The following is a 23,873-nucleotide window of genomic DNA, read 5'->3' as shown; positions in this document are numbered from 1 at the left end:
ATTGAGCTTATACTGTGTGCAAGTAATTGGGTAAGTCGGTGTCGCTAACCAACTCCGTGTCTCGGCAGACACAAAGATCAAAAATCAACAGTCGGAGCGTGAGTGTACACAGATCGCGTGCGAACCTCGCTGCGGTACGTGTCCGTGTTTGGTGTGCTGACCAACGTGGTTCTCGGACGACGCGGGATGGATTCCGTCAGACGTAATGGCTGACTTAGTCCGTATCCTGCGGCGATTCGATGTGTTTACGCTCCTGTTTGGGGTGTTCGGAGACGTACACCTTGGTGTGGTCGTCGATATCCTCGGTGACCCAGGAGTTCGCGCCGATGCTGACGTGATCGCCGATAGAAATTGCGCCGAGAATCTTGCTCCCCGCGCCGATGACGACGTTGCTACCGATGTCTGGGTGGCGCTTGTACCCCTTCTTGAGCGCGTGTTCGTCGTCTTCTTCCTGCTCGAAGTGCAGTGCCCCGAGGGTGACATCCTGATAGATTCGGACCCACTCGCCGATGGTCGTCGTCTCGCCAATGACGACGCCGGTTCCGTGATCGATGAAGAAGTGATCGCCGATTTCGGCACCGGGGTGGATGTCGATGCCGCTCTCGGTCTTTGCGGTCTCGGTCAGTTCGCGAGCGTAGATCTCGCCGCCGCGTGTGTACAGTTCGTGGGCGACGCGCTGGACCATGATCGCGTGAAACCCGGGATAAGCCCGGACGATCTCGACGTAGCTTTTGGCCGCCGGATCGCCCTTGTAGGCGGCTTCGATATCCTTCTTGAGTCGCTCGCGGATCTCGGGAAGTGCGTCGATGGTCTCCGTGATCATCTGGCTCGGGTAGTTGACGTACGGGCAGAGCCCACGGTAGAAGAGTTGACCGAGTTCGTCGAGACGGTCACTTAGCGCGTCCTTGTCGTCGACGAGAGAACCTGCATTCCAGCAGCGTGGAAAGAATAGCTGTTTGAGGAGGTCGATCTCCTCGCACTGATAGCGGCGGCGGGGAAAGTCGGGGCAGTCTCGCGTGGGGAACTCGTCGCCGTCCCGATCGTACGAATCGAAAAGCCCGTCTGCAGCGTCGCCGCTGTATTCGTACTCCATACATACCGTTGCCGGGGCAGGGGTTTAGGGATTCCGTCAGAAAGGCGGCGGTGGTTGGAGATGAGCAGAGATCGTGGCTGTCCGGACAGCCACTGATCCGTCCCGCGGCGGCCGAGATGGTGCGAGGCCGAGAGAGCCCTGGTACCGGTCGTGACGTGAAAAGCGTCTGAACCGGCAACTGTTCATAACGAACGCACATAAATAAATCTCCCGGCAACACTCCGGCCCAGTCGCTTCAGAGTGTTACTCGTCTAACCGGTCGTCGAGGACAGGGAACTCCTCCCGACGCTGTTCGACACGCTCCGGATCGATGTCGGCGACGACGAGTCGTTCGCGTTCGCCCGCGCTCGCGACCGGCGTCCCCCACGGGTCGTAGACTGCCGACCGACCGAGCAGCGACGCCTCCTCGAACGCACCGATTCCGTTGACGGCCCCAACGTAGCAGAGATTCTCCACCGCACGCGTCCGCGGGAGCAACTGCCAGTGCTCGACGCGTGGATACGGCCACGCACTCGGCACCAGAACCAGCGTCGCCCCCGCATCGACGAGTCGGCGATACAGTTGGGGGAACCGCAGGTCGTAACAGGTCGTCATGCCGACAGTGAAGCCTTGATCATCGACGGTGGTTACCGACTCGCCGGCGGTCAACAGGTCCTGTTCTGCGGACTCGTAGCCGAAGAGGTGACGTTTCCGGTAGACCCCACGGCGGTCTCCCGAACTGTCGATGTAGACCGACGTATTCGCGTACCCCTCCTCGTCAGGTGTGTCGAACCCGCGGGCTGTCGATTCCGCGAGGTCTTCGACGATCGAGCCAGCGCAGATCGAAATATCGAGGTCGTCCGCCACCTCCTGTAGCTCTGTGATCGTCTCACCGTCGAGCGGTTCGGCCTCCCGAGAGTAACTGTCAAAGGCGAAGTAGCCGACGTTGAAAATCTCGGGCAGCGCGACGAGATCACAGCCCTTCTCGGCGGCCTCGCGGACGAGGGTACGGGCGCGTTGTCTGTTCGCCGAGGGCTTTCCACCCTCGATTTCGAACTGGGCGAGCGCGAGTTTCATGCCACACACGATGTGGGCCGGGACAAAGTACCCCTGGGTTCGTCGAGTCAGATACGATGGAAACCGAGTACAGGCGCTCGATTTACAATAGCTTATTATTCGTGCTTTTCGGCCGAGATCGTCAGGTCTAAGCGATTCACGGCCGGATTCACGGTCGTGTCACGGTTACGAGAAGCGGGACTTTTCGTCACGCTGGCGACGTTCTGGGGGCTTTCCTTTCCGGCGATAACGGTCGGTCTGGAATATCTGCCACCGCTTCTGTTTGCCGCACTCCGGTACGACGTTGCCGCAATCCTCCTGCTGGGCTACGCCGTCATCTGGACCGACGACTGGTGGCCTGCGGGCCGGAACAACCACTATGCAATCGTCGGGGGTGGCGTCTTTCTGGTCGCGGGCAACGGCTTCCTGTTCCTCGGCCAGCAGACCGTCCCCAGCGGTGTCGCCGCGATACTGCAGGCACTGGTCCCGATTGTGACGGCCGTCTGGGCGCTGTTTTTGTTGGGCGAACGGCTCTCACTGGCTGGTGCGGTCGGCGTCGGGATCGGATTTCTCGGCATCTCGCTGGTCGTCCAGCCGGATCCAAACAACCTGCTCGGGAGCGAGACGCTGGGTCGGTTGCTGATCGTCGGACAGGTGATCAGTGTCTCGCTGGGTGGCGTGATCGTGCAGCGCGCCTCGCCGTCGATCAGCCGCGTTCCCCTAACTGGCTGGTCGATGCTGGTGGGCGCGTTGGTGCTCCATCTGGTCAGTCTGGGTACCGGAGAGTTTCCCGACGGCAGCGCGCTCGCTCCGACCTCCGTGGGAACCGTGCTGTATCTCGGCGTCTTCTCGACGGCAATCGCCTTCTACATCTACTTCTACATCATCGAGACCCACGGTGCGTTCGAGGTCTCGCTCGTCACGTATCTGGTTCCCGTCGTCGCGACGTTGGTCGGGGTGTTCGTCCTGCAGGAGACGATCAGCGTCCTGACTCTCGTCGGGTTCGCGCTCGTCGCAATTGGCTTCGTCTTCCTGAAGCGGCGAGCACTCGCCGACGTAATCGACGGTGCGCCGGTCGCAGTCAGACCCTGACGCTTTTCGCCGTCAGGATCCAACGCCGAGTATGGGATACAGCTGTCCGGTCTGTGAGGATCCACAGGCTGACGGGGTCCATCTCGCCAACCATCTCGCTATCACCGCGATGACCCGCGGCGGCGACCACGAAGCGTTCCTCGACGAGTACGTACCCAACTGGCAGGAACTCGATGAACAGTCACTCGCCGAGAAACTCCAGGGGAGTGCCGAGGAAACTGAGTACCCGCAGGTGTTCGAGGATACGACCGGTGGACACGACCACGATCACGACCATACCGGGAGTCCACAGCGTGGAGGAGGCTCTCCGACGGACTCGATACCGTTCGAGGCCGATATGCCAGACGAACCGAGCGAGGACGACGCCGAGGAGATAATGGAGGAAGCGATGGAGTTGACGCGCAAGCGCAGAGAAAATACGGGATCTGCCGAGGACGGCGAAAACGACGAAGGCGAAACTGAGTAATGACGCCTACCCTAGTCCAAGATATGGAAAGCGAGGGGACCGTATCGCCTGAGACGGCGACAGAGGCACGAGCCCACTACGACAGTCTCGAATCGACAGCGAAAGGGGTCGTCCGCGAAGTTGCCAAGGCGATGGAGTTCGGCAGCGACGAATACGATCAGCGTGTGACCGAAGGCGTGATCGAAACTGCACAGGATACGCTCTTTGCCTCGCGGTTGGCGGTCACTATCGGCACACGTGAGGAGTTCGAGGAGTGGCAAGCTGAGACCGACCACGACGTGATCGAAGTGGGCAGCGAACACGTCGACAACGTCGCCTGGCACGCGCCTCCCGCAACCGAGACGGCAGTTGCCGCCACGTTTCAGGACAAACAGGAGGCGGCCGTCGAGACACTGCGGCGGCAGGCGTTCGGACGGCTGTACCGCGAACTACTCGACGAGTCGACGGAGGGCGAGCAATGACCGACGAGTACGCAGATCACGACTGGCCCGTCCTCGAATCAAACACCGAATACGAGACCGGCTGGTACGACGGCGGTTACGACCTCGTCGAACAGCCAGATGGCACGACGAAACAGTACTACTGGGCCGCACTCGATCCGGCGGTCGTGATCGTCGCCTCGACCGGCGACGAACTCGTCATGGTCGAGCAGTACCGCCCGGCCATCGGCGAACACTGTCTGGAACTGCCCGCCGGTCTCGTCGAGGACGGCGAATCGTTCACCACCGCGGGCGCACGCGAACTACGTGAAGAGACTGGCTTCGACCCCGCCGGAATCTCACTGGTCGAGGACTTTTGGTGTGCAACCGGTGTGCTTCGACATCGGCGGGGCATCGTCTTCGCCGAGGGCCTAGAACCGGTCGAGGTCAATCGTGACTCAAACGAGTTTCTCTCGGTGACGACAGTGCCAGTCGAGGAGGCACTCGAACGCGCTCGCGAGCCACCGTCGAACGACGCGACCATCGAGGGAATTCTACTCGCGCAGGCTGACGGTCTGCTCTAATCGACCGTCAGGCGTTTATTGAGCAATACCCCACATATCCGTATGGACGGCGAGATTTCCGGCCCGGACCTGGAAGCCGAACTCGAAAGCGACGACCGACCGCTGATTGTCGACATCCGCAACGCCCGCCAGTTCGAGCGGTTGCGAATCCCCGATAGCGTGAACATCCCGCTCGCTGAGTTACCCCAGCGTGTCGAAACGCTCCGTGATGCAGACCACGTCGTGACGGTCTGTCCCCACGGACAGGCCAGTGTCAAGGCCGCACGGCTGATCACCTCTTTCGAGGGATTCGACGGGACTGTCGAGAGTCTCGGCTGCGGGCTCTCGGGCTGGGACGGGCCAGTCGAGGGCGAAGATATCACTACCGAAGAGTCACAGGACGCACCATTCTAAGTGGTGGCTCGGGGGAAGTTCTCATCACAAGGGGCTGAGCGGGGGTAACGTCTCGTCATCGCCACCGGTGAACTCTCCGCCGCGGGCGGTCAAAAGCTTCCCGGACCCGTTCGAGCGGTCTGTCGACCGGGTAACAACGGAAGGATTTTTATTCACGTACACAATCCACAAGGTATGAGATTGCCATTGGAAACTGCAAGCCGTACGCGAGAGGTTTACGAACCGCTCAGCTATGCGGTTGAAAAGTACCTCTTTTATTTCCTGGCAGCAATCGCGGTCGGGGTCCTCGCCTTCGGCCTCTACCGACGACTGCAGGGATATACGGACGGCCCAGACGACGAATTCACGCGTCTGGACAACCTCACGGGACGAATCGGATCGGCTGCACGCATCGCATTCTCCAACGAGAAACAGTTCAACCGCGACATCTACGCGGGTGTAATGCACTCGTTCATCATCTGGGGTTTCTTAACACTGTTTATTGCAACGTCGATTCTCGCGCTGGATCTGTACTTCTTCAGGAAAGCGCTCGGAACGTCGTTCTGGAACGGGACCTTCTACGTCTCCTACCAGTTCGCGGTTGATGCACTCGGCCTCCTGTTCGTCGTCGGGATCGGGATGGCGATGTACCGCCGCTACTGGGTGCGTAACGAGCGACTGTTCAGTCGACATAGCTCGCTGGAAGACCACATGTTCGTCTGGATTCTCTTCTTGCTGGGCATCGGCGGCTTCCTGCTCGAAGGGATTCGCATTCTCGTCAACGGTTACCCCTCCTTCGAGATTGTGAGCTTCGTCGGCTGGGCTATCGCACTCAGCTTCGACGGGCTTCTCAGCGCCGCAGGCGTCTCGAACACTAGTGCCGTCGCGGCGCAACTCCACTGGGGACTCTGGTGGAGCCACGCGCTGCTCTCGCTGTTTTTCATCGCCTGGGTTCCCTACGCCAAGGGAATGCACATGTTCTCCTCCTTTGCCAACGTCGTCGCACGCGACGAAAAGGCCGGCACGCGACTCCCGAATATTCCGTCTGACCTCGATGCGACGAACGCCGAGTCGATGGACGACTTCTCCTGGAAGGACCGACTCGATCAGGACGCCTGTACGAAATGCGGTCGCTGTTCCTCGGTCTGCCCTGCTGGCGGTTCAGGACGCCCGCTCGATCCGAAAAACGTCATTCTCGATCTGAAAGAATACCGCGAGAATCTCGCCGACGGCGGCGAGGAAGTTGACATCATCGCTGACGGCGGCGAGTCGGTGATCAACGCGGAAACGATGGAGTCCTGCATGGCCTGTATGGCCTGTATGGACGCCTGTCCGGTCGAGATCGAACACCTCAAGAGCTTCACGAAGATGAATCGACAGCTCGTCGATCAGGGCGACGTCGACACCAACATCCAGGACGTGTTCCAAGACGTGATGCAGAACGGCAACACGTTCGGCAACAACCAGCGCAACCGTGGCGACTGGGCCGACGAACTCGACTTCGACATCACGGACGCACGCGAGGAAGAAGTCGAGTACCTCTGGTACGTCGGTGACTTCCCGAGCTACGACGAGCGCAACAAGAAGGTCGCTCGCTCGCTTGCCAAACTCCTCAAAGAGAGCGGCGTGAGCTTCGGGATTCTCTTCGACGACGAGAAGTACGACGGCAACGATATCCGCCGGATTGGCGAGGAGTTCCTCTTCATCGAACTCGCCGGCCACCACGTCGAGACGTGGGAGGATTGTGACTTTGAGAAGCTGATCTGTACGGACCCACACTCCTACAACACCTTCAAAAACGAGTACCCCGAGGTCGACTTCGAGGAGTTCGCCGACGATCCGATGATGCCCTTCGAGTACGAGGACGCGTGGAACGACGACGGGGAGATCGATGTCCTCCACTGGACCCAGGCCGTCGAGGAACTCGTCGAGGACGGCACGCTCGACCTCGACGGAACCGAACTCGATTACACGGTCACCTACCACGATCCGTGTCACCTCGGTCGATTCAACGACGAGTACGAAGCCCCGCGTGAACTCATCCGCGCGACGGGCGCGGAACTGCACGAGATGCCGCGCAACCGCGCCGACTCGTACTGCTGCGGTGGCGGTGGCGGTGGCCTCTGGCTCGACAACGAACAGGACGAGAAGCCGAGCGAGGAACGCATCCGTGAAGCGCTCGAAGACACCCAGGCCGGCGACGCTGTCGAGAAGTTCGTCGTCGCCTGTCCGATGTGCATGACGATGTACGAGGACGGCCGCAAGACCGGCGATTACGAGGACGACATCGAAATCGTCGACGTGGCAGAACTGCTCGTCGAGGCCGTCGAGGCCAACGAAGGCGAGATTGCCGCAAGCGCTGACGACGCCTCAGAAACCCCGGCATCGGCGGACTAACGCTCTCACTTTCTCGTCGCTTCCGACGCTACGGAATTGGCACCCTGACGAATTTTCTTCCTAACGACATATATAGAGAACCGTGGGTTCATATATTCCTGACCCAAAGTCTATATATGGAAACGCGGAAAGTACAGGTTACCGGCGGGTCGACATATACGGTCTCGTTACCGAAGGAATGGGCGACGGAAAACGACGTGAGTTCGGGGACGAACGTCGAGTTTCACTCGGAAGACGATCTGTTGTTGTTGACGCCACAGAGTGATCAAGAACACACGAAGGGTACGCTCGACATCACCGATCTGACCGAGGAGAACGAACTCACCCGTGCGGTGATGACGATGTACGTCAGCGGCTTCGACGTGATCAGCCTGGAGACCGACCAAATGACCGCCGAACAGCGTCGGACGATTCGGGACGCCACGCAGGGACTCGTGGGACTCGAAGTGATCGAAGAGATGCCCGACGAGATGGTACTGCAGGATCTGCTTGATTCCTCCGAACTCTCCATCGAGAACGCAGTCACGCGGATGCGCCTAGTCTCACTGACGATGCTCGAAGACGCCGTCGAGGCGCTGATCACGGACGACGACCAACTCGCTCACGACGTGATGGAGCGCGACGACGATGTCGACCGACTCTGGTATATGGTATCACGGGTGTTCCGGACGGTCCTGCGCAATCCGACGGCGGCGAACGAGATCGGATTCGCCCGCGAGACCTGTTTTGATTACCAGTCCAGCGCCCGCCAACTGGAGCGGATCGCAGATCACGCGACCAAAATCGCCGAACTCGCCCTCGAACTCGGTGAGATTGCCGACTCCGCGGTCGAACCGCTGCGAAATCTCCACGAAGAAGCCGCGACAGTTCCGGACACGGCGATGGATGCACTGTTGGCCGACGACTCGGAGAAGGCGGTCGAACTCGCGAGTGAGGCCCGCCGGCACATCGAGACTGTCGACGAGATGGTCCGGACGGTCGATCAGGAGATCCACGAGTACGAGCCACAGGTCGCCCAGATTCTCGGCCTGGTTATCGATTCGCTGTCCCGGACCGCAGACTATGGGACCAACATCGCCGAGAGCGCACTGCAGAAATCAGCGCCGCGTCCTTAGTCGAGCAGTACTGCGTTGACCTGCCCGTCCTGACCGGGTCGGGAGGTCACGCGGGCCTCACCTTCGCTGGTCTCGATGACCGCGCCGCGGGTGATGATGTTTCGTCGCGCGTAGTTCGGGTCTGCCGGATTCTCAACAACGTCGAGAATCTCAGCCGAGACCGTTCCGTCGTCGGTCGCGACCGTCGCGGCGTCGGTCGTGATGGCACGGACTTTCGTCTGGGTCCCGCGGGCATCGACCATTTTGAGCTTCTGGTCGCCGACCTGCGTCTCGGTCGGCTGGTTGCCGAGTTCGTGTTTGCGCCGGTCTCGTTTCGGGCGGAGTCGCCCACCTGTTCGTTTCCGCAGAGAACGTCCCTGATCTGTCATAGTTCTATCCTGGCGGAGCCGACACTTGAAGCTCTCGGATCCAGTCGCCGAGAAGTCCCGATAGATTTACGCGCGCGGGGACCAGTCGTTGAGACAATGAGTCTCCGACGAGCCGTCGCCGTTCCGTTCCGACAACGCGGCGTCGAACGGATGACAGAGAGCGAATTCGTCGTCGCGCTGTCGCTGGACCGGGACTGGTTCTCCCCGGATCAGGCCAAACGCGTCGTCACCGTCGGCGCTGGCGAAGGACTGCTCGACCGGGTCGACGACGACGTGATCGTTGGATTCGACCCTGCATCCGTCGACATCCCCGACGATTTCGAGCCGACAGAGGATATCCTCACTCAGCGAAGCACCTTCGAGCGGATTCTCGAAGCCGTCGTCGACAGCGGTATCGAAAAGCAAACGGCTGTCGCGGAGATAAACAAACTTCAGTCAGAACTCGCGGTGACCATCGAGGCTGCGGCCATCCTTTACGGCCGTCGTCGTGGTCTCGAACTGCCTGAACTCACCGAACGAGCGCGTAACGAACTCTAACATGGTCGAAAACACCATCACCGACGGCAAACGGATCGCACAGCTACTCGCCTCGGAGCTAACGGGGCTGGAAACCGGCGTCCTCGAACGCGTGTCCGTCACCGATGCGGATTCGGAAGCGATGCCGTCCGACAGCGGAACTGTCGCCTACCGGATCGCCGTGGACGGGTCGGACCTCGCGACGGTGCTGTTGTACCCCGAGTACGTCGAACTCGAATTCGAGACCGAACCACCCGCGTCCGAGACGGCGGTAGATCTGCGGACGGAGGATCCGTCCGTCGTGACGGTGACCAGCGGCGCGGAGGTCAAACGGGCTGTGGATCTCCTGCGCGAGACGGCCCGCCGGGAGTAATAACATTCATTCCGCCGGGGGTCGGCTACCGGAGTATGAGCTTCTTCGAGCGTCTAGGCGAGCGGATTTCGACTATCGACAGTGTCGTCTCGGTCGGTCTCGACCCCGACCCCGAGCGACTGCCGGAGAGTGTCACCGACGCTGACCTCCCACGGTGGGCGTTCAATCGCCGAATCATCGACGCGACCCACGAGTACGCGGCCTGTTACAAGCCCAACGCGGCATTCTACGAGGACAGCGACGGCTGGCGCGCACTGCGGGAGACCATCGCCTACGCCCACGGCAAGGATGTCCCGGTCCTGCTCGACGCCAAACGAGGCGATATTGGCAACACGGCCCGGCAGTACGCCTCGGTGCTCGACGAGGTGGACGCCATCACCATCAACCCATACCTCGGCGGCGACGCCGTCAAACCGTTTCTCGACCGGACCGAGAAGGGGATTTTCGTGCTCTGTCGGACCTCGAACGCCGGCGGCGCGGATCTGCAGGACCTGGAACTCACCTCCGGTGAGACCGTCTACGAGCGCGTCGCGACGCTCGCGGACGCGTGGAACACGAACGACAATGTCGGACTGGTCGTCGGCGCGACTGCGCCGGAAGAACTCGAAACGATCCGCGAACAGGTGCCAGAGCTCCCATTCCTCGTCCCCGGCGTCGGTGCACAGGGCGGCGACAAAGAGGCCGCCGTCGATCACGGCCTCGCCGACGGTGTCGGACTCGTCAACTCCTCACGCGGGATCATCTTCGCCGGCGAGGACCGGGCCAGTGGCAGTGACTACTTCGCGGCCGCCGGACAGTCGGCGAAACAGCTCCGGGACGGCCTCAACCGATACCGCTGATACTGGTGGCTGTACAAACTGAAGAATTTCGACCCCACGTGGAATCGAATATCTTGACGAATGTACAGCCACCAGTATGACGGTCAGAACTGGTAAGTATCGACCCCGTCGGGCATCTCGTCGCTGTCGGTGATCGGCTCTCCGTCGCTGTCGGCGGCACATTCGACGCACTGTTCGAGTGAGTCCTCGTAGTGGCGTTCACAGACGAGTTTCCCGCAGAGCCGACAGCTCTCTTCGGCCTCTTCGCTGGTACAGATCTGACACAGTCCAGTGACACTCATATGTAATGTTACGTGACTGAGCCATTTGAACGCTCGGGCGACCCGCTCAGGACGGCCCCGGCGGGCCGTTCACAGACCGATCATCGTACTGTTTATGTCATCCGTTACCCTGTGTGGGGTATGGAGAACATCGACTTCGAAATCGACGGAGAGACGGCGACGATCACGATCACGAACCCGGAGCTACGGAACGCACTGACGCTCGAGACGGCGAAGGAGATCACCGAAGCGGTCGAACGGGTCGAAGAGAGCGACGCGCGGTGTCTCGTCTTGCAGGGTTCGGATGGGAACTTCTGTGCCGGCGGCGACATCAAGTCGATGCTCGAAAACCTCTCGACGGACCAGGATATCGAGGAGTTGATCGAAGAGTCTGCACTGCCGGTCAACCGTTCCATCCAGCACGTCTACGAGTGTTCGGTCCCGACGGTCGCCAAACTTGATGGGTCGGCGTTCGGCGCTGGCGCGACACTCGCGCTCGCCTGTGATGTCGTCATCGCCAGCGAACGCGCGGAGATGAGTTTCGGCTTCCGACGGATCGGCCTCTCGGTCGACTCCGGAACCTCCTACCTGCTTCCCCGTGCGGTCGGCCAGAAGAAGGCGATGGATCTGGTCTACACCGGCGAACTGCTCGACGCTGACCGCGCCGAAGAACTCGGACTGGTCAGTCGTGTCTTCCCGACCGACGAGTTCGACGAACAGAGCCAAGAGATCATCGAGACAGTCACAACCGGTCCGACCGTCGCGCTGAAACACTCCAAAGACCTGCTCCAGCATGGCGGCAACCGCACGTTCGACGAAGTGATCGACGCCGAAACAGACGGACTGCGCGCCTGTTTCCAGAGCGACGACTTCGAGACCGGCGTGCAGGCCTTCGTCAACAAACAGACGCCAGAGTTCGAAGGGGAGTAACGACGAACTGCACGTCGCGTTCGGGTGCGCGGTGACAAAGGCTGAATTTTCGCCAGAAGGAGAAGGTGCGGCAGAGACAGGCCTCGTTAGAGTTTGCTTTCGGCGTCTTCGGCGAGTTCTTTCATCCGTTTGCCGACACGGCCAGCGTCGGAGAACTCGTCTTCGCTCATCGCGTTGGCGAGAGCGTTACCGAGGACGAACACGGCGTGTTTGTGCTCGCTTTTGGACATGTGTACGTCGTCGGGTGTCACATCGATTTCGTCGTAGGCCTCGAAGAGACTGTCGTCGACGTGTTCGAGATCCTTGAAATACTTCATGATAAGAACCATCTGTTCGTGCAGTTCGAGGAGTTCGTCTTTGTGCATATCTATACATACACCCAGGCCTTCATAAGTTTGTTTGGGAGCCGTTAAACGGGACTACTGAAACGATAGCAGTCACCGCGCAGTTCTGCGGTAGTTCGTATCTAGCGGGAGGACCAGACCGGGCACCTGCTACACGCGGTGCTGTCTCGGACCGCCAGACGAGGGTAAAAGGGTGTAGTTCGGGGCCGATTCGCGACCGTTCATCGGAGAGCGGATCAGAAGACGTATTCGTCGTCGTGGCCCATCATCCCGTCGTCCTCGTAGCCGCCGCCGGGTTCTTCTTCGTCGTCGATTGGGCCGCTTGTCTTGTACGCCTTGAGTCCTGTTGACAACAGATCCTCGATGGCCTCCTCGCGGTTGAGAAACTCGCCCTGTTCGACGAGCTGGGCGATCTGCATCTCGAGATGTTCGGGGATAGTGATCTCTACCTTTGGCATCGCAACGTGGAGGCTTTCGACTGAGGTGTATTTAAACCTGACGGGGAATCTTCCGCGTTACACAAAATCCACATCGCCTCGCCGAAAGATTTTTTAGTGTTATCTGGTCGTGGATTCAGTCGGATCGGGCAGGGTCGACCGGCGGGATCGAACGAAAACTTGCGAGATAGTCAGCCTCAAGCCCCCGGAGTCCCTACATTGAGAAGATGGAATCAACGGGCGACGAGCACGCGGCGCAGACGGGACGACCGGTTGCGGCCCGGAGTTGTCAGGTCGATGCTCCACCCACCCGAGCGCTCCTCGCGGCGCTTGAATGTCCACGGCTCGTGTGGACTGATCGGTCGGAGCGGATCGTCGCTGGCGGAACGGCTGCGACGATCACGGCCAACGGCTCCGATCGGTTCCGGAGCATCCAGCGGGAGGCCTCGGCACTGCTGTCGAACGCCTCCGTCGAGACCAATGCTCCGGCTCGACCGCGACTGTACGGCGGATTTGCCTTCACCGATACGCACACCGACCCTGGCGAGGAGGGTCCGTGGGCGGGCTATCCGGGCGCGCAATTTGTCCTGCCGGCAGTGCAGGTCGCCGAGACAGACTCCGGGGCCTGGCTGACGACGGCGGCGACGGGTCCAGATGCTGGACAGCGAGCGGAAGCCCGACTCAGCGAGTGGCGCGACCGACTGCGGGACCTCCCTGCCGTCGAGTCGGCCGGGCCGCCGGGAATCACCGAAAAGGCTTATGCGCCGCCACGCGCCGACTGGCAGCGGGAGATTGCGGAAGCGACCGCCCGGATCGAGGACGGACAGCTCCGGAAAGTCGTCCTCGCACAGGCGTTGACCGCAACGCTATCCGAGCCGATCACGCCGGCGGACGTGCTGGTTCGGCTCGGGGAGTCCTATCCTGACTGTTTCCAGTTTCTGTTCGAGCCCGCAACTGGCGGCACCTTCTTCGGCGCCACACCGGAACGGCTCGTCTCGGTCGACGGACGGACCATCGAAACGGAGGCGCTTGCCGGCTCGATTGGCCGCGGCGAGACGACCGAGGAAGACGAGTGGCTCGCCGGTCAGCTCCGAGAGAGCGACAAGAACACTCACGAACACGACATCGTCGTCGAGACGATTCACGAGCAACTGGCCCCCTTCACGAGCGATATCACGACCGGCTCTCGGCAGATCCGGAAGCTCGCCAACGTCCAGCACCTCCAGACGCCCATCAGGGCCAACCTCGACGAGGAGTATCACGTCCTCGACCTGGTCGAGGCGCTGCACCCGACGCCCGCAGTGGGCGGGCTGCCGCCCGAGCGAGCGCTGGAGACGATCCGCGAGACGGAGGTGTTCGACCGGGGCTGGTACGCCGCGCCGGTCGGCTGGCTCGACGGGGAGGGCAACGGGACGTTCGCAGTAGCGATCCGCTCGGCTGTCGCAGTAGATCGGCAGGCGACGCTGTTCGCCGGAGCCGGAATCGTGGCCGACAGCGATCCGGACGAGGAGTACGACGAATTACAGCTCAAATACCAGCCGATTCTCGACGAACTCGTATGACCGCGCCGAACCGAAACACGCTGTGGGCCGAGATTCTGATCGACGAACTGGTAGAACAGGGCGTCAGCGCCGTCTGTGTCTCTCCCGGTAGTCGCTCGACGCCGCTGACCGTCGCCGCCGCCAGCCACGACAAACTGACGGTCTACTCCCATCTCGACGAGCGGTCGAGTGCCTTCTTCGCGCTCGGCCGGAGCCGCCGGACAGCTGAGCCGACGGCACTGATCTGTACCTCCGGGACAGCAGCGGCGAACTACCACCCCGCGATCATGGAGGCCTCCGAGAGCCGCGTGCCGCTGATCGCACTGACCGCGGATCGACCACCGGAATTGAAAGACAGCGGTGCGAATCAGACGACCGATCAGGAGAAGCTGTACGGTGATGCGGTCCGGTACTACCGGACGCTGCCCGAACCAGAACCCGAGGATCGTAAACTCAGATCACTGCGCGTGACGGCTGCCCGCGCCGTGAGTGAGGCGACCGGGACGCCAGCGGGACCGGTCCACCTCAACATCCCGTTCAGAAAGCCGCTCGAACCCATCAATGTCGAGGGAGACGTGCCCGCGGATATCGAGGAGACGGCACCGCTGGGTGAGGGCGGGCGGGAAGGGCCGTTCCTCCAGCAGCGTCGTGGTCGTCTCGAACTCCCAACCGATGAGGTGGCGCAACTGGCGGATCACATAGAGGGGGCCGACCGCGGACTGATCGTCTGCGGCCCGGCCAACCAGCCGACACCGGATCGAGAGTCGCTGGCCGCGCTCGCGGCGGCGACTGGCTTTCCGGTGCTCGCAGACCCACTCTCTGGCCATCGATTTGGCGAACACGTCGAGGAGAGTACGGTCTGTGGTGGCTACGACTCCTATCTCGACTGGGCCGACTGGCCGGATCCCGAAGTCGTGATCCGGTTCGGTGCCTCACCGACCTCGAAGGCCCTGCGGAAGTACCTCGAAGCGAGTGCGCGAGAGCAGATCCTCGTCGATCCGGCCGGAGCGTTTCGCGAAGCCGAGTTCACGGCGACGGATCTCGTCGAAGCGGATCCGACGGCTGTCGCCGAAGCGCTCGCGAAGCGAGTCGCCGATCCGGGAGCCAGCGAGTATCGCGAGCGCTTCGTCGACGCGGAGGCAGCGTACTGGGAACGGGTCGAAGAGGCCACCGCGTCGACGTGGTTCGAGGGAAGTGTCCTGCAAGCAGTCGCCGAACGTCTGCCGGACCCGTCGACCTGCTTCGTCTCGAACAGCATGCCCGTCCGTGATCTGGACCGATTCGGCCGACCGCGGTTGGGAGAGATCACTGTCCTCGGAAACAGGGGTGTGAGCGGCATCGACGGCATCGTCTCGTCGGGGCTGGGCGCCGGCAGCGCGTCCGAGGAGCCACTCGTGCTCGTCCTCGGTGATCTGGCCTTCTATCACGACATGAACGGCCTGCTCGCGCTCGAACGCTGTAACGTCGACGCGACAATCGTCCTGATCGACAATGACGGTGGCGGCATCTTTCACAAACTGCCCATCGAGGAGTTCGAGCCACCGTTCACCGAGCAGTTCAAGACGCCCCACGGCCTCGATTTCTCACCGACTGGCGACCTCTACGACTTTTCGTTCGAGCGCCCGGCCGACAGGGCGGCGTTCTGCCGGGCCTTCGAGGAGTCGGTCGAACGTGAGGGAACACAGTTGCTCTCCGTCGAGTTCGATAGCACCGAAAGCCACCGATTCCGCGAACGATTACACGAAGATATTTCTGAACTCGTCTGAACCGCTCACCGCTTCATCGGGCCGATAGCGATCCACGTGAGCACGGAGAGTCCGAGTGGGAAAGTTACGGCCGCGAGCGAGAGCACACCCTGTACGCTGAGGACGCTCACTCCGACGACCCCGAACAGAATGATCGGGAGCAGGACAGTCCAGATGCCGAAGACGAGGATACCGACCTGCGGAACGCTCTGCATGAACGCGATTACGAGAACAATACACATGGCGACAGTGAGGTTGACGGCAGTCGGAAACGGTCGGAAGAGCGCGCCGAACAACAGCACGGGATAGATGACGAACGTCGTGCCGAGAAGGACAATCGTTCGCTGTGAGGTGAGCAGTTCCCGCGGCGAGAACATGCCCGGCGAATCGCCGACAGCGTAGGACTGGTCGGTGTCCCACGCCCGATACCTCCCGTCGGAAGGGGTCGACCGCTGACGCCGCGTCGAGTCGTACCAGTTCGTCGCGTGATCGCGCGCTTGCCCCGCCTGCCTGGAGTATCGCTCGTCTGGACCGCCCGAACTGCGGGACTGCTGATTACCCTCCGTCTGACTCCAGGGGTCGCTCTGCTGGCCGCCCGCTGTCGACGATTCCGTCCGAGCACTCGCGTTCGGACTGCCTCGTTGTCCGGAGTCGCGACGGTCCTCTCCGCTGTCCGTACCCGCCTGAGCGTGTTCCTCCGAATCCGTTTGTTCCGTGACGCCCGACGAATCGCGGTCGTTGACGTAGGCCTCGTGGCCGAGTCGATCGTACCGCTGTCGCTCTGTCGGGTCGATGAGCACGTCTTTCGCCTCGATCAGCCGTTTGGTTCGATCCGAGGCCGCTTCGTCGTCGCTGACATCCGGGTGGGTCTCCTTGATCCGCTGGCGGAACGCCGTTTTGATCTCTGATTCGGAGGCATCCCGGTCGATTCCGAGGCGCTCGTAGTAATCCTGTGGCACGGACCTACGCGTTGTAGGGCCGTCTGTCTATAAAAAATCCAACTATTCACGATCCGAGACCGCATCGCCGACGACTGCATCGACAATCTCGTCGGTTTCGGGATCGATCAACAGCCAGAGTTCGTCGTCGTCGATATCTCCGGCTCGCGCTCGGAACTCGTCTTCTATGGTCGTCGCCGAATCGCGGATATCGCTGCTTTTCAGTGGCTTCTCGACGCGCATGAGATACTCCGTTTCACTGACTTCGACGGAGTCTTCGAATCCCTCGCGCTTCGAGGCGATATAGCCACAGTTCGGACAGGCCCACCCGGAGACCGACTGTTTGAGTTCCGTGACGTAGATGACCTGCAGATTCGTGCCACAGTCCGGACAGGCGATATCGCTCTGTTCAATCGTCATGCTCCCACCAGGATTCGGCAATCGTGCTCTTCGTGCGTGTCCAGACGCTTACGGACGCCCGCTTCTGTACTCGACGACCACTCATCACGTGTCATCCGTGTTCGCGCCACCTTATGCCGATTACTACTCGAATCGGGACGGTGAAAAGGTTTAAGTGTGGCAGACGTTAACATACGAGTGAAGCCCTGGTGAGTGGGGCTTCCGGCGGGAATGACCGCCGAACGGCACGGCCATTGGCACCGCAGTCAAGACAGCGGGCCGTGGCACTGACCGGCCGGCAGTGTCACGGTATTTCTCGTCTTCGCAGGAATTTAACCCCGTAGCGTCAAATAGGTCGTTATGGAGCGGGGTCGGCTGCCCGGCGTTTCTGCCCCCGAACAGATCGTCTGCCACGCCGACATGGACTGTTTCTACGCCTCTTGCGAGCGCCTGCGCGAGCCCGCACTCCGCGGTGAACCGCTGGTCGTCGGCATGGGCTACGAACCCGGGACGACAAACGGCGCAGTCGCCACCGCCAGCTACGAAGCCCGCGAGTTCGGCGTCGAGAGCGCACAGGCCATCTCCGAAGCGCTGGAACTGCTCCCCCGTAAGATCGATGCCGCCCAGAATGGCGGCTCCGTCGAGGAAGCGGGTTTTTACCGCCCGGTCGACATGGAGTTCTACGAGTCCGTCGCGGAGGATGTTCGAGCGATCATTCACGAGGAAGCCGACACCGTTCGAGAGGTGAGCATCGACGAAGCCTATCTGGATCTGACCGAGCGCGTCGACTGGGACAGCGTCGAGACGTTCGGCCGCGAACTGAAGTCTCGGATCGAATCAGAAGTCGGCGTGACGGCGAGTCTCGGCATCGCGCCGACGATGAGCGCCGCCAAAGTCGCGAGCGATCACGACAAACCTGATGGGCTGGTAATTGTCGAATCCGGCGATGTCCGCTCGTTTCTCGCCGATCTCCCGGTCGAAGATGTTCACGGCGTCGGGCCGGTGACGGCCTCACGGATGCGCGAACTCGGCATCGAAACCGCGGGTGATCTTGCCGACGCCGACCCCGGAACGCTCGAAACGGAGTTCGGCGAGCGCGGCCGGCGAGTCCACCGGTTCGCCCGCGGCGAGGACGAACGCGCGGTCGAACCCAAGGGCCGGCCGAAGAGTTTCTCACGGGAGTCAGCGTTTCACGAACCGACCGACGACGAGGCCGAGCAGTACGAGCGCATCGAGCAGTTGGCGACGGCAGTCGCCGAGCGGGCCGACCGCCGGGGCGTGCTCTATCAGACCATCGGCATCAAGGCCGTCATGCCGCCGTTCGAGGTGCACACGCGGGCGCGCTCGCTCCCGGGCCCGGTTGCGGACGGGGACCTGCTCCGGGAGGTCGCCGCGGAGTTGTTCGAGGAGTTCGCTGACGAGCGGATCCGGAAGGTCGGTGTCCGCGTCTCGAAGCTTTCGTTCGGTGCAGACGAACAGCCCTCACTGTCGGCGTTCGAATCGGACGACGACAGCCCGGATTCGGCGGCCGGACAGCGCTCACTGACCGACTTCGATTGAGTAGACAGGGTATCTACCCTCGAAATTGAGGCAAGGATTTTTATCAGGGAATCGCTTTCCTCCCGGTACGAGGCATGTCTGCCGACGATCCATCAGACGACGACCGTGGCGTCGAGGGCGCCGAGGAAAGTGACGCCGCCAGCGATATGCGCGATAAACTCGAGGCGGAAGCGGACCGAGCTATCGAGCAATTCGACGAGGGTGTCGTGGATCTGCTCTCCTGGATTCTCGAGACCGAAACCCGCGCACGCATCTATATCCACCTCCGACAGCATCCCAACAGCACGAGCGACGAAATCGCCGATGGCACCGGGCTGTACCCGAGTACGGTCCGCGAGGCGCTCGCGGCGCTCAACGAGGACGACACTGTCGAGCGCTCGAAACGCGAGAGCGACGGCGCAGGCAACAACCCATACGAGTACAGCGCCATCCCGCCGAGTGATCTCGTCGGCGGCGTCGTCGACGACGTGCAGGGGTACATGAACGCCGTGTTCAATCTCGACGAGTATCTCGACGGCGACGAAGACACCGACGACGAACCCGTGACGATCACGGTCACCGAGGAAGGCGACGGGACCGAAGACGGTGAGGACTGATCAGGTGGGGACCGGAATCCGAAGCCACTAAACGTGGAGCTACCGTGCCAGAAGATATGACTGTCGCACTTGGTGGGACCTTCGATCCGGTACACGACGGCCACCGCGCGCTGTTCCACCGTGCGTTCGAGTTAGGCGAGGTGACGGTGGGACTCACCAGCGACGAACTCGCCCCGCGAACCCGACACGAGGGCCGCCCGATTCGATCCTTCGACCGCCGCAAACGTGATCTCGAAGCCGAACTGCAGCAATTCAGCGATGAGTACGACCGCGAGTTCGCCGTCCGAGAACTGACAGAACCGACCGGCATCGCGACGGAACCGCAGTTCGACGTGCTCGTCGTCTCCCCGGAAACGAAAACCGGCGGCAAGCGCATAAACGAGATTCGTCGCGAACGCGGCCACGACCTTCTCGAACTCGAAGTGGTCGATCACGTCTACGCCGAGGACGGCGAGGTCATCTCCTCGACGCGAATCGTCAACGGCGAAATCGACGAACACGGCAATCTCACTCCCGAACGGGACGGGCGGGCGAGCGCGGATCTGGAGTAGCTACCACTCCGGCGGTTCCAACCCGGTCGCTTCTAACTGATCTTTCCAGTGTTGCTGTACGGCAAGTCGCGAGACGCCGACAGCGTCCGCGACGGCGGTCTGGGAGCGTTGCTCGCCAGCGATGAGCGCGCCGACGTACAGCGAGGAGGCGACGCGGGCCTGTTTGGAGCGCTCGGATTCGGGGACTGTCGAGAGAAAGACATCGCGGGCGTGTGTGCGGGCGTCGGTGCCGAGATCGAGGCTGTCGGCTGCCGTTTCCAGCGTCTCCAGCCATTCGGCGTTGTCGAGTTCGTCGCTGGCGCGGTACACGGCGTTGGATTGGTTGTGGGTCGGTATAAATGCTGCCCGCAAGCAACACGTTCATTTGGGGTGGGTCAGAATGGAAGGATGCGCGCGGGTAACCGAGCCAGGCCAAAGGTGCAGCGCTTAGGACGCTGTCCCGTAGGGGTCCGCCGGTTCAAATCCGGTCCCGCGCACTACCACTTTTTACGTCGTCGGGTTTCCTCGCGAGCCTTCGGCTCGCTGCGGGAACCACTCCTCGTAAAAACTTGGGGAAAAACTTCCTCGACGCTCACTCCGTTCGCGTCGAGCGAACCGCCTCGCTTCTCGCTCACGGCTTCGCCGTTCGCGTAGCGCTCGGCGGATATTCGCCCAAACTCTAATCCATATGGCCAGACTGCATTCTTGCCCCAAAGGCTTCTTAATTGGACTTCCACTCACTCAGAAATTCTACGGACAGTCCAACTTTTTCAGCGAGGTCACGAAGACGAGTCTTCTTACCCCGCGTATTGAGCGAGGTATGAAGGAAATGCCCGTTCGTCAGTTCATAAGGCTGCCTCATTTCTTCGCCAGTGGGGTGTACCGGTTCATTGTTGATGGAACAGTTCTTTCGAGCGCGGGGCGGAGAGTGCGGAATTTCGATTTCGTTGATTAAATTATACTCATCAATCAGGTAGTCAACTGCCGCACCCATGTTCTCTTTTTGCCGCGTCTGGATGTCTGTGTTATCGCGGGGAATTACCATACCGTCGGAGAAGCGTATAACGTATCCTTGTTTGTTTTCAACCACTTGATCGCCAGTTTCGATTGATGGGCCTGACTTTGTTTTTTGGCTTGTAGACTCTTCTTCGATTTTGAGAGAGTCCTCACTCACAAAGTGCCGCTGTTCCTGAAGCACGGAGACGAGGTTCTGGACAAACTCACGAGACTGTTCTTCGAGATCCACAGTAAGTTCGCCGACTTCGCTCTCGACAGCCTCAGTGATAGATTCTGTGACGCTGTCTTCGTTATTTTGCAGGTGCCGAATCGCCCGGTTCGTCTCTGCAACTTGTTCAGCTACCTCGTCCGATTTTCCACTGCGTATCGATTCCTTGGTGAGCAGTTCCAGTACGTCTGGATTCTCAGCGAGATCGTCGAGATCAAACTGAACGACGGACACTTCCTCGCCGTCTTTCCTGTGGTTGTTCTTGGTCAAGACTTCGAAGGACTTCCCATTGGTCAGAATACCCCAATCCACGTCGAGTTCCTGTCTCATGTAACTCCGCAACTGCTGGACCTCATTGTCAGTAAGCGTCGATCGGACAGGTTTGGCCTCGACGAACACCACGGGAGAATCACCGACAAGGAGAGCGTAATCGACGTGGGTACTACCCGATGCCATTGGGATAGTGTATTCGAGAGCCACTTCTGTAGAGTAGAGATCCCATCCAAGAAGTTCGAGAAACGGCTGGACGAGTTTTACTTTCGTGTTTTCTTCATCCATTTGCGGTGAAGATTCAATGAGTTGCTGACACCGCTGGACATATTCGTCTATCTCTTCCCTGTCCATTAGCGAATTGTTGAGCAGCGCATGCACAAATAGTATGGTGAAAAGAGGGGGTCAGTAACCTGTCGAGGAGTGGTATCCGCGCGAGCGTAGCGAGCGCGGTTCACTGCGAGGGAGCGGTGCGAGGTCGAACGGAGTGAGTCCTCGAAAGCGACCGAGCAGCCTTTTTCACCACCGAAAGACTCGCTATGCTCGTCTTTCGAGCCCTGTTTCGCTTCGCTCAACAGGACCACGTTTTTGCCGGGAGTGAGTTGCGGGCGACGCCCGCAACTGCATAACGTGGCGAGCGTGGCGGTTTCACCGCCACGGTTCGAGGCGGCGTAGCCGCCTCGCAGCCGCCACGTGGTTCCCGCAGGTCGCCGCAGGCGACCGAGGAAACCCGAGCGGGAAAAAGGTGGTCTCGAATCGCAAGGAGTGTCCCAACCAAACGCGAAGAGCCAGCAATGAGTCGTCGTGAGGATTTCATCGCTGGTGTGACAGCGACATCGCCAGTGATGCTCGGAATCATTCCGTTTGGGCTGGTCGCCGGTGCGGCCGCCGTCGGGGCGGGACTGTCGCTGTTGCAAGCAGTCGCGCTGTCAGTCGTGGTGTTTGCTGGTGCCTCACAACTCGCGATGATCGAGCTATTCGGCCAAGACGCGACACTGCTGGTCGTAGTCGGGACGGCACTGATCATCAACTCGCGGTTGGTGATGTACTCGGCGTCGCTGGCACCACACTTCACACAGGAAGAGCGCCGCTGGCGTGGGCTGATGGCGTACATCATGACAGATCAAGCCTTTGCACTCTCGGCAACGCGGTATGCCGAGGGAATGGAGGGAGTGACCCGCAAGCGGTGGTACTATCTCGGCACTGCCGCCCCGCTGTGGGTCGTCTGGCAGATCTGTACGGTCGTCGGTGTCGTGGTAGGTGCGAACGTGCCTGGCTGGCTGCCGCTTCGGTTCGCGGTTCCGCTCACCTTCCTGGCGCTTCTTGTGCCGGCGATTCGGACGCGAGCGCACGCGATAGCCGCCATCGTCGGCGGGAGCGTCGCGACCGCTGGCGTGGGGATACCCTACAATCTCGGATTGCTTATCGGCGCGCTGTTGGGCGTCGCCGCTGGGACACTGGTGGCACTGAAGACCGATGAAACACCCACCGGCGTCGATCCGAGGGAGGTGGGTGAATGACATCTCCTGACGCTGTCGTCTGGTTGGCAGTGCTCTTCGCCGGCCTGGGAACCTACGCCCTGCGGGCATCGTTTCTGTTCCTATTCGAGCGATTCGGTGACGTTCCAGATGGGGTCGAAACTGGCTTAGAGATGGTTCCTGCTGCGGTGCTGTCGGCGCTGGTCGTCCCAGCCGTGGTGGCACCGGACGGGACAATCACAGTGGTCAGTAACGGGCGGATTCCGGCAGCACTCGTCGCGGCCGCAATCGCGTGGTACACCGAGAGCATTCTCGCGACAATCGTTGCAGGGCTGGTGGCGCTGATCGTACTCGGCGCAGTATGAGGTGAGTTAGCTACCGCATCATCGTGAGCGGTGGGGCGTATGCCCGAGCGTCGGCGTCTCATCTCGTTCAAATCCGATCTCAGCCACTCACAGTCGGTCGTTTACCGGCGGTGAACTCTACTAATCGTGGTGGTGTATCCACTCTTGCATGTGTACGAACTCAGTTTCGCCACAGGCACCGCAGGATTCGGGTGGCTCGAAAGTGTGTTCGGAAGCTGAATGGTGGATTGGTGTTCCAGCGTGGGTTACCTGACAGTTCTCACAGATGAATTGTTCTAACTCTTCTGGACTGTGTGCCATAGTAACATGTCTGGTGTTGTGGCCATATACTTTGTCCCAGTGGATCAGTTGGATGGTCAGAGAACTACTGTCTTCCGTCCAAGCGATTGCTGGTTGAAATTGAGTCGGCTGGCTATACTGAGTGGCCTAACACCTGAAATTTGGAGGGAAGACCTGCAAGAGATGGGCTTTCTGTTCTGCAGAGGTGGAGAAAAATCGGCAACGAGGGGGTGAGAGGGGAGACAGTAGAGGGTGGTCAGGGCCGCTCTTGGGGAGCAGATCGACAAATCGGGGGGGTTTGCCAATC

General features: G+C 60.8%; 28 protein-coding genes and 1 tRNA gene. 19 read left to right on the top strand and 10 right to left on the bottom strand.

Going from position 1 to position 23,873, the window contains the following annotated elements:
- Nucleotides 1-214: 214 nt before the first annotated feature.
- Nucleotides 215-1,093 carry a serine O-acetyltransferase EpsC gene (gene epsC / locus V8P86_RS00835; protein WP_336325338.1) on the bottom strand — a complete coding sequence of 293 codons (879 nt, stop codon included), beginning with the start codon at nt 1,091-1,093 and terminating at the stop codon, nt 215-217.
- Between the two features lie 243 nt (nt 1,094-1,336).
- Complete coding sequence (locus V8P86_RS00830) at nt 1,337-2,149, bottom strand: carbon-nitrogen family hydrolase (RefSeq protein WP_336325337.1); 813 nt, start codon at nt 2,147-2,149, stop codon at nt 1,337-1,339.
- Nucleotides 2,150-2,305: 156 nt separating this feature from the next.
- Between V8P86_RS00830 and V8P86_RS00825 the strand changes: the two genes are divergently transcribed.
- The 7 genes from V8P86_RS00825 to V8P86_RS00795 all read left to right on the top strand — a co-directional run bounded on the left by V8P86_RS00825 (nt 2,306) and on the right by V8P86_RS00795 (nt 8,573).
- Nucleotides 2,306-3,220, top strand: a complete 915-nt coding sequence (locus V8P86_RS00825) for a DMT family transporter (RefSeq protein ID WP_336325336.1) — start codon at nt 2,306-2,308, stop codon at nt 3,218-3,220.
- A gap of 31 nt (nt 3,221-3,251) precedes the next feature.
- Entirely contained in the window at nt 3,252-3,686 is a 435-nt protein-coding gene (locus V8P86_RS00820) for a DUF5810 domain-containing protein (RefSeq protein ID WP_336325335.1), read from the top strand.
- Between the two features lie 23 nt (nt 3,687-3,709).
- Complete coding sequence (locus V8P86_RS00815; RefSeq protein ID WP_336326283.1) at nt 3,710-4,147, top strand: DUF5809 family protein; 438 nt, start codon at nt 3,710-3,712, stop codon at nt 4,145-4,147.
- A complete protein-coding gene (locus V8P86_RS00810; protein WP_336325334.1) occupies nt 4,144-4,689 on the top strand; it encodes an NUDIX hydrolase in 546 nt (181 codons plus the stop codon). The genes V8P86_RS00815 and V8P86_RS00810 overlap by 4 nt, the downstream gene beginning before the upstream one ends.
- 42 nt (nt 4,690-4,731) lie before the next feature.
- Nucleotides 4,732-5,082, top strand: coding sequence for a rhodanese-like domain-containing protein (locus V8P86_RS00805; RefSeq protein WP_336325333.1), 351 nt, complete (start codon nt 4,732-4,734; stop codon nt 5,080-5,082).
- 174 nt (nt 5,083-5,256) lie between these two features.
- A complete protein-coding gene (locus tag V8P86_RS00800; RefSeq protein WP_336325332.1) occupies nt 5,257-7,458 on the top strand; it encodes a heterodisulfide reductase-related iron-sulfur binding cluster in 2,202 nt (733 codons plus the stop codon).
- Between the two features lie 116 nt (nt 7,459-7,574).
- Complete coding sequence (locus tag V8P86_RS00795; protein ID WP_336325331.1) at nt 7,575-8,573, top strand: PhoU domain-containing protein; 999 nt, start codon at nt 7,575-7,577, stop codon at nt 8,571-8,573.
- Here V8P86_RS00795 and V8P86_RS00790 read toward each other — a convergent pair.
- The gene (locus V8P86_RS00790) at nt 8,570-8,941 is read right to left on the bottom strand and encodes a 30S ribosomal protein S8e (protein ID WP_336325330.1); all 372 of its coding nucleotides are present in this window, start codon (nt 8,939-8,941) and stop codon (nt 8,570-8,572) included. The two genes, V8P86_RS00795 and V8P86_RS00790, sit on opposite strands and share 4 nt — an antisense overlap.
- A gap of 96 nt (nt 8,942-9,037) precedes the next feature.
- Here V8P86_RS00790 and V8P86_RS00785 point away from each other — a divergent pair, with 96 nt between their 5' ends.
- Genes V8P86_RS00785 through pyrF form a run of 3 tightly spaced genes read left to right on the top strand, consistent with a single transcriptional unit; the run spans nt 9,038 to nt 10,669 of the window.
- Nucleotides 9,038-9,478, top strand: a complete 441-nt coding sequence (locus tag V8P86_RS00785) for a DUF2240 family protein (RefSeq protein WP_336325329.1) — start codon at nt 9,038-9,040, stop codon at nt 9,476-9,478.
- 1 nt (nt 9,479) lies between these two features.
- Nucleotides 9,480-9,830 carry a DUF7993 family protein gene (locus V8P86_RS00780; protein ID WP_336325328.1) on the top strand — a complete coding sequence of 117 codons (351 nt, stop codon included), beginning with the start codon at nt 9,480-9,482 and terminating at the stop codon, nt 9,828-9,830.
- Nucleotides 9,831-9,865: 35 nt separating this feature from the next.
- Nucleotides 9,866-10,669, top strand: a complete 804-nt coding sequence (gene pyrF / locus V8P86_RS00775) for an orotidine-5'-phosphate decarboxylase (RefSeq protein WP_336325327.1) — start codon at nt 9,866-9,868, stop codon at nt 10,667-10,669.
- A gap of 83 nt (nt 10,670-10,752) precedes the next feature.
- On the opposite strand, the gene V8P86_RS00770 is transcribed toward pyrF, so the two are convergent.
- Nucleotides 10,753-10,950, bottom strand: coding sequence for a hypothetical protein (locus V8P86_RS00770; RefSeq protein WP_336325326.1), 198 nt, complete (start codon nt 10,948-10,950; stop codon nt 10,753-10,755).
- 120 nt (nt 10,951-11,070) lie between these two features.
- On the opposite strand from V8P86_RS00770, the gene V8P86_RS00765 reads away from it, so the two are divergent.
- The gene (locus tag V8P86_RS00765; protein WP_336325325.1) at nt 11,071-11,859 is read left to right on the top strand and encodes an enoyl-CoA hydratase/isomerase family protein; all 789 of its coding nucleotides are present in this window, start codon (nt 11,071-11,073) and stop codon (nt 11,857-11,859) included.
- Between the two features lie 86 nt (nt 11,860-11,945).
- On the opposite strand, the gene V8P86_RS00760 is transcribed toward V8P86_RS00765, so the two are convergent.
- Both V8P86_RS00760 and V8P86_RS00755 read right to left on the bottom strand, forming a co-directional pair.
- Entirely contained in the window at nt 11,946-12,224 is a 279-nt protein-coding gene (locus V8P86_RS00760; protein WP_336325324.1) for a UPF0058 family protein, read from the bottom strand.
- Between the two features lie 215 nt (nt 12,225-12,439).
- Nucleotides 12,440-12,661 (bottom strand): ribbon-helix-helix domain-containing protein, encoded by a 222-nt coding sequence (locus V8P86_RS00755; RefSeq protein WP_336325323.1) that lies wholly within the window; start codon nt 12,659-12,661, stop codon nt 12,440-12,442.
- A 206-nt stretch (nt 12,662-12,867) separates the two neighbouring features.
- Here V8P86_RS00755 and V8P86_RS00750 point away from each other — a divergent pair, with 206 nt between their 5' ends.
- Together V8P86_RS00750 and menD are read left to right on the top strand one after the other, a co-directional pair.
- Entirely contained in the window at nt 12,868-14,202 is a 1,335-nt protein-coding gene (locus V8P86_RS00750) for an isochorismate synthase (protein WP_336325322.1), read from the top strand.
- A complete protein-coding gene (menD, locus tag V8P86_RS00745) occupies nt 14,199-15,947 on the top strand; it encodes a 2-succinyl-5-enolpyruvyl-6-hydroxy-3-cyclohexene-1-carboxylic-acid synthase (RefSeq protein WP_336325321.1) in 1,749 nt (582 codons plus the stop codon). The genes V8P86_RS00750 and menD overlap by 4 nt, the downstream gene beginning before the upstream one ends.
- 5 nt (nt 15,948-15,952) lie before the next feature.
- Here the strand turns inward: menD and V8P86_RS00740 are convergent, their stop codons facing one another.
- Nucleotides 15,953-16,885, bottom strand: coding sequence for a J domain-containing protein (locus V8P86_RS00740; protein ID WP_336325320.1), 933 nt, complete (start codon nt 16,883-16,885; stop codon nt 15,953-15,955).
- Between the two features lie 42 nt (nt 16,886-16,927).
- Entirely contained in the window at nt 16,928-17,284 is a 357-nt protein-coding gene (locus tag V8P86_RS00735; protein WP_336325319.1) for a hypothetical protein, read from the bottom strand.
- 339 nt (nt 17,285-17,623) lie between these two features.
- On the opposite strand from V8P86_RS00735, the gene dinB reads away from it, so the two are divergent.
- From dinB to V8P86_RS00720, 3 genes are all read left to right on the top strand, one after another.
- Nucleotides 17,624-18,823 (top strand): DNA polymerase IV, encoded by a 1,200-nt coding sequence (gene dinB, locus V8P86_RS00730; protein WP_336325318.1) that lies wholly within the window; start codon nt 17,624-17,626, stop codon nt 18,821-18,823.
- Between the two features lie 74 nt (nt 18,824-18,897).
- The gene (locus tag V8P86_RS00725) at nt 18,898-19,419 is read left to right on the top strand and encodes a helix-turn-helix domain-containing protein (protein WP_336325317.1); all 522 of its coding nucleotides are present in this window, start codon (nt 18,898-18,900) and stop codon (nt 19,417-19,419) included.
- Between the two features lie 56 nt (nt 19,420-19,475).
- Complete coding sequence (locus V8P86_RS00720) at nt 19,476-19,970, top strand: phosphopantetheine adenylyltransferase (RefSeq protein ID WP_336325316.1); 495 nt, start codon at nt 19,476-19,478, stop codon at nt 19,968-19,970.
- Here the strand turns inward: V8P86_RS00720 and V8P86_RS00715 are convergent, their stop codons facing one another.
- Entirely contained in the window at nt 19,971-20,279 is a 309-nt protein-coding gene (locus V8P86_RS00715; protein WP_336325315.1) for a transcription initiation factor IIB family protein, read from the bottom strand.
- An 82-nt stretch (nt 20,280-20,361) separates the two neighbouring features.
- Here V8P86_RS00715 and V8P86_RS00710 point away from each other — a divergent pair.
- Nucleotides 20,362-20,446: transfer RNA gene (locus V8P86_RS00710), tRNA-Leu, on the top strand.
- Nucleotides 20,447-20,670: 224 nt separating this feature from the next.
- On the opposite strand, the gene V8P86_RS00705 is transcribed toward V8P86_RS00710, so the two are convergent.
- The gene (locus V8P86_RS00705) at nt 20,671-21,798 is read right to left on the bottom strand and encodes a type I restriction enzyme HsdR N-terminal domain-containing protein (protein WP_336325314.1); all 1,128 of its coding nucleotides are present in this window, start codon (nt 21,796-21,798) and stop codon (nt 20,671-20,673) included.
- Between the two features lie 440 nt (nt 21,799-22,238).
- On the opposite strand from V8P86_RS00705, the gene V8P86_RS00700 reads away from it, so the two are divergent.
- Together V8P86_RS00700 and V8P86_RS00695 are read left to right on the top strand one after the other, a co-directional pair.
- Entirely contained in the window at nt 22,239-22,964 is a 726-nt protein-coding gene (locus V8P86_RS00700; protein ID WP_336325313.1) for an AzlC family ABC transporter permease, read from the top strand.
- Nucleotides 22,961-23,287: an AzlD domain-containing protein gene (locus tag V8P86_RS00695; RefSeq protein WP_336325312.1), complete on the top strand. Its 327-nt coding sequence runs from the start codon at nt 22,961-22,963 to the stop codon at nt 23,285-23,287. Before V8P86_RS00700 ends, V8P86_RS00695 begins: the two co-directional genes overlap by 4 nt.
- Nucleotides 23,288-23,873: the final 586 nt, after the last annotated feature.

Origin of the sequence: Halovenus anhuiensis (assembly GCF_037080055.1) — an archaeon.
In the GTDB taxonomy this organism is placed as follows: Archaea; Halobacteriota; Halobacteria; order Halobacteriales; family Haloarculaceae; genus Halovenus.
The sequence above is the reverse complement of the archived record's forward strand: the minus strand, read 5'-3'. Positions and strand labels throughout refer to the sequence as shown.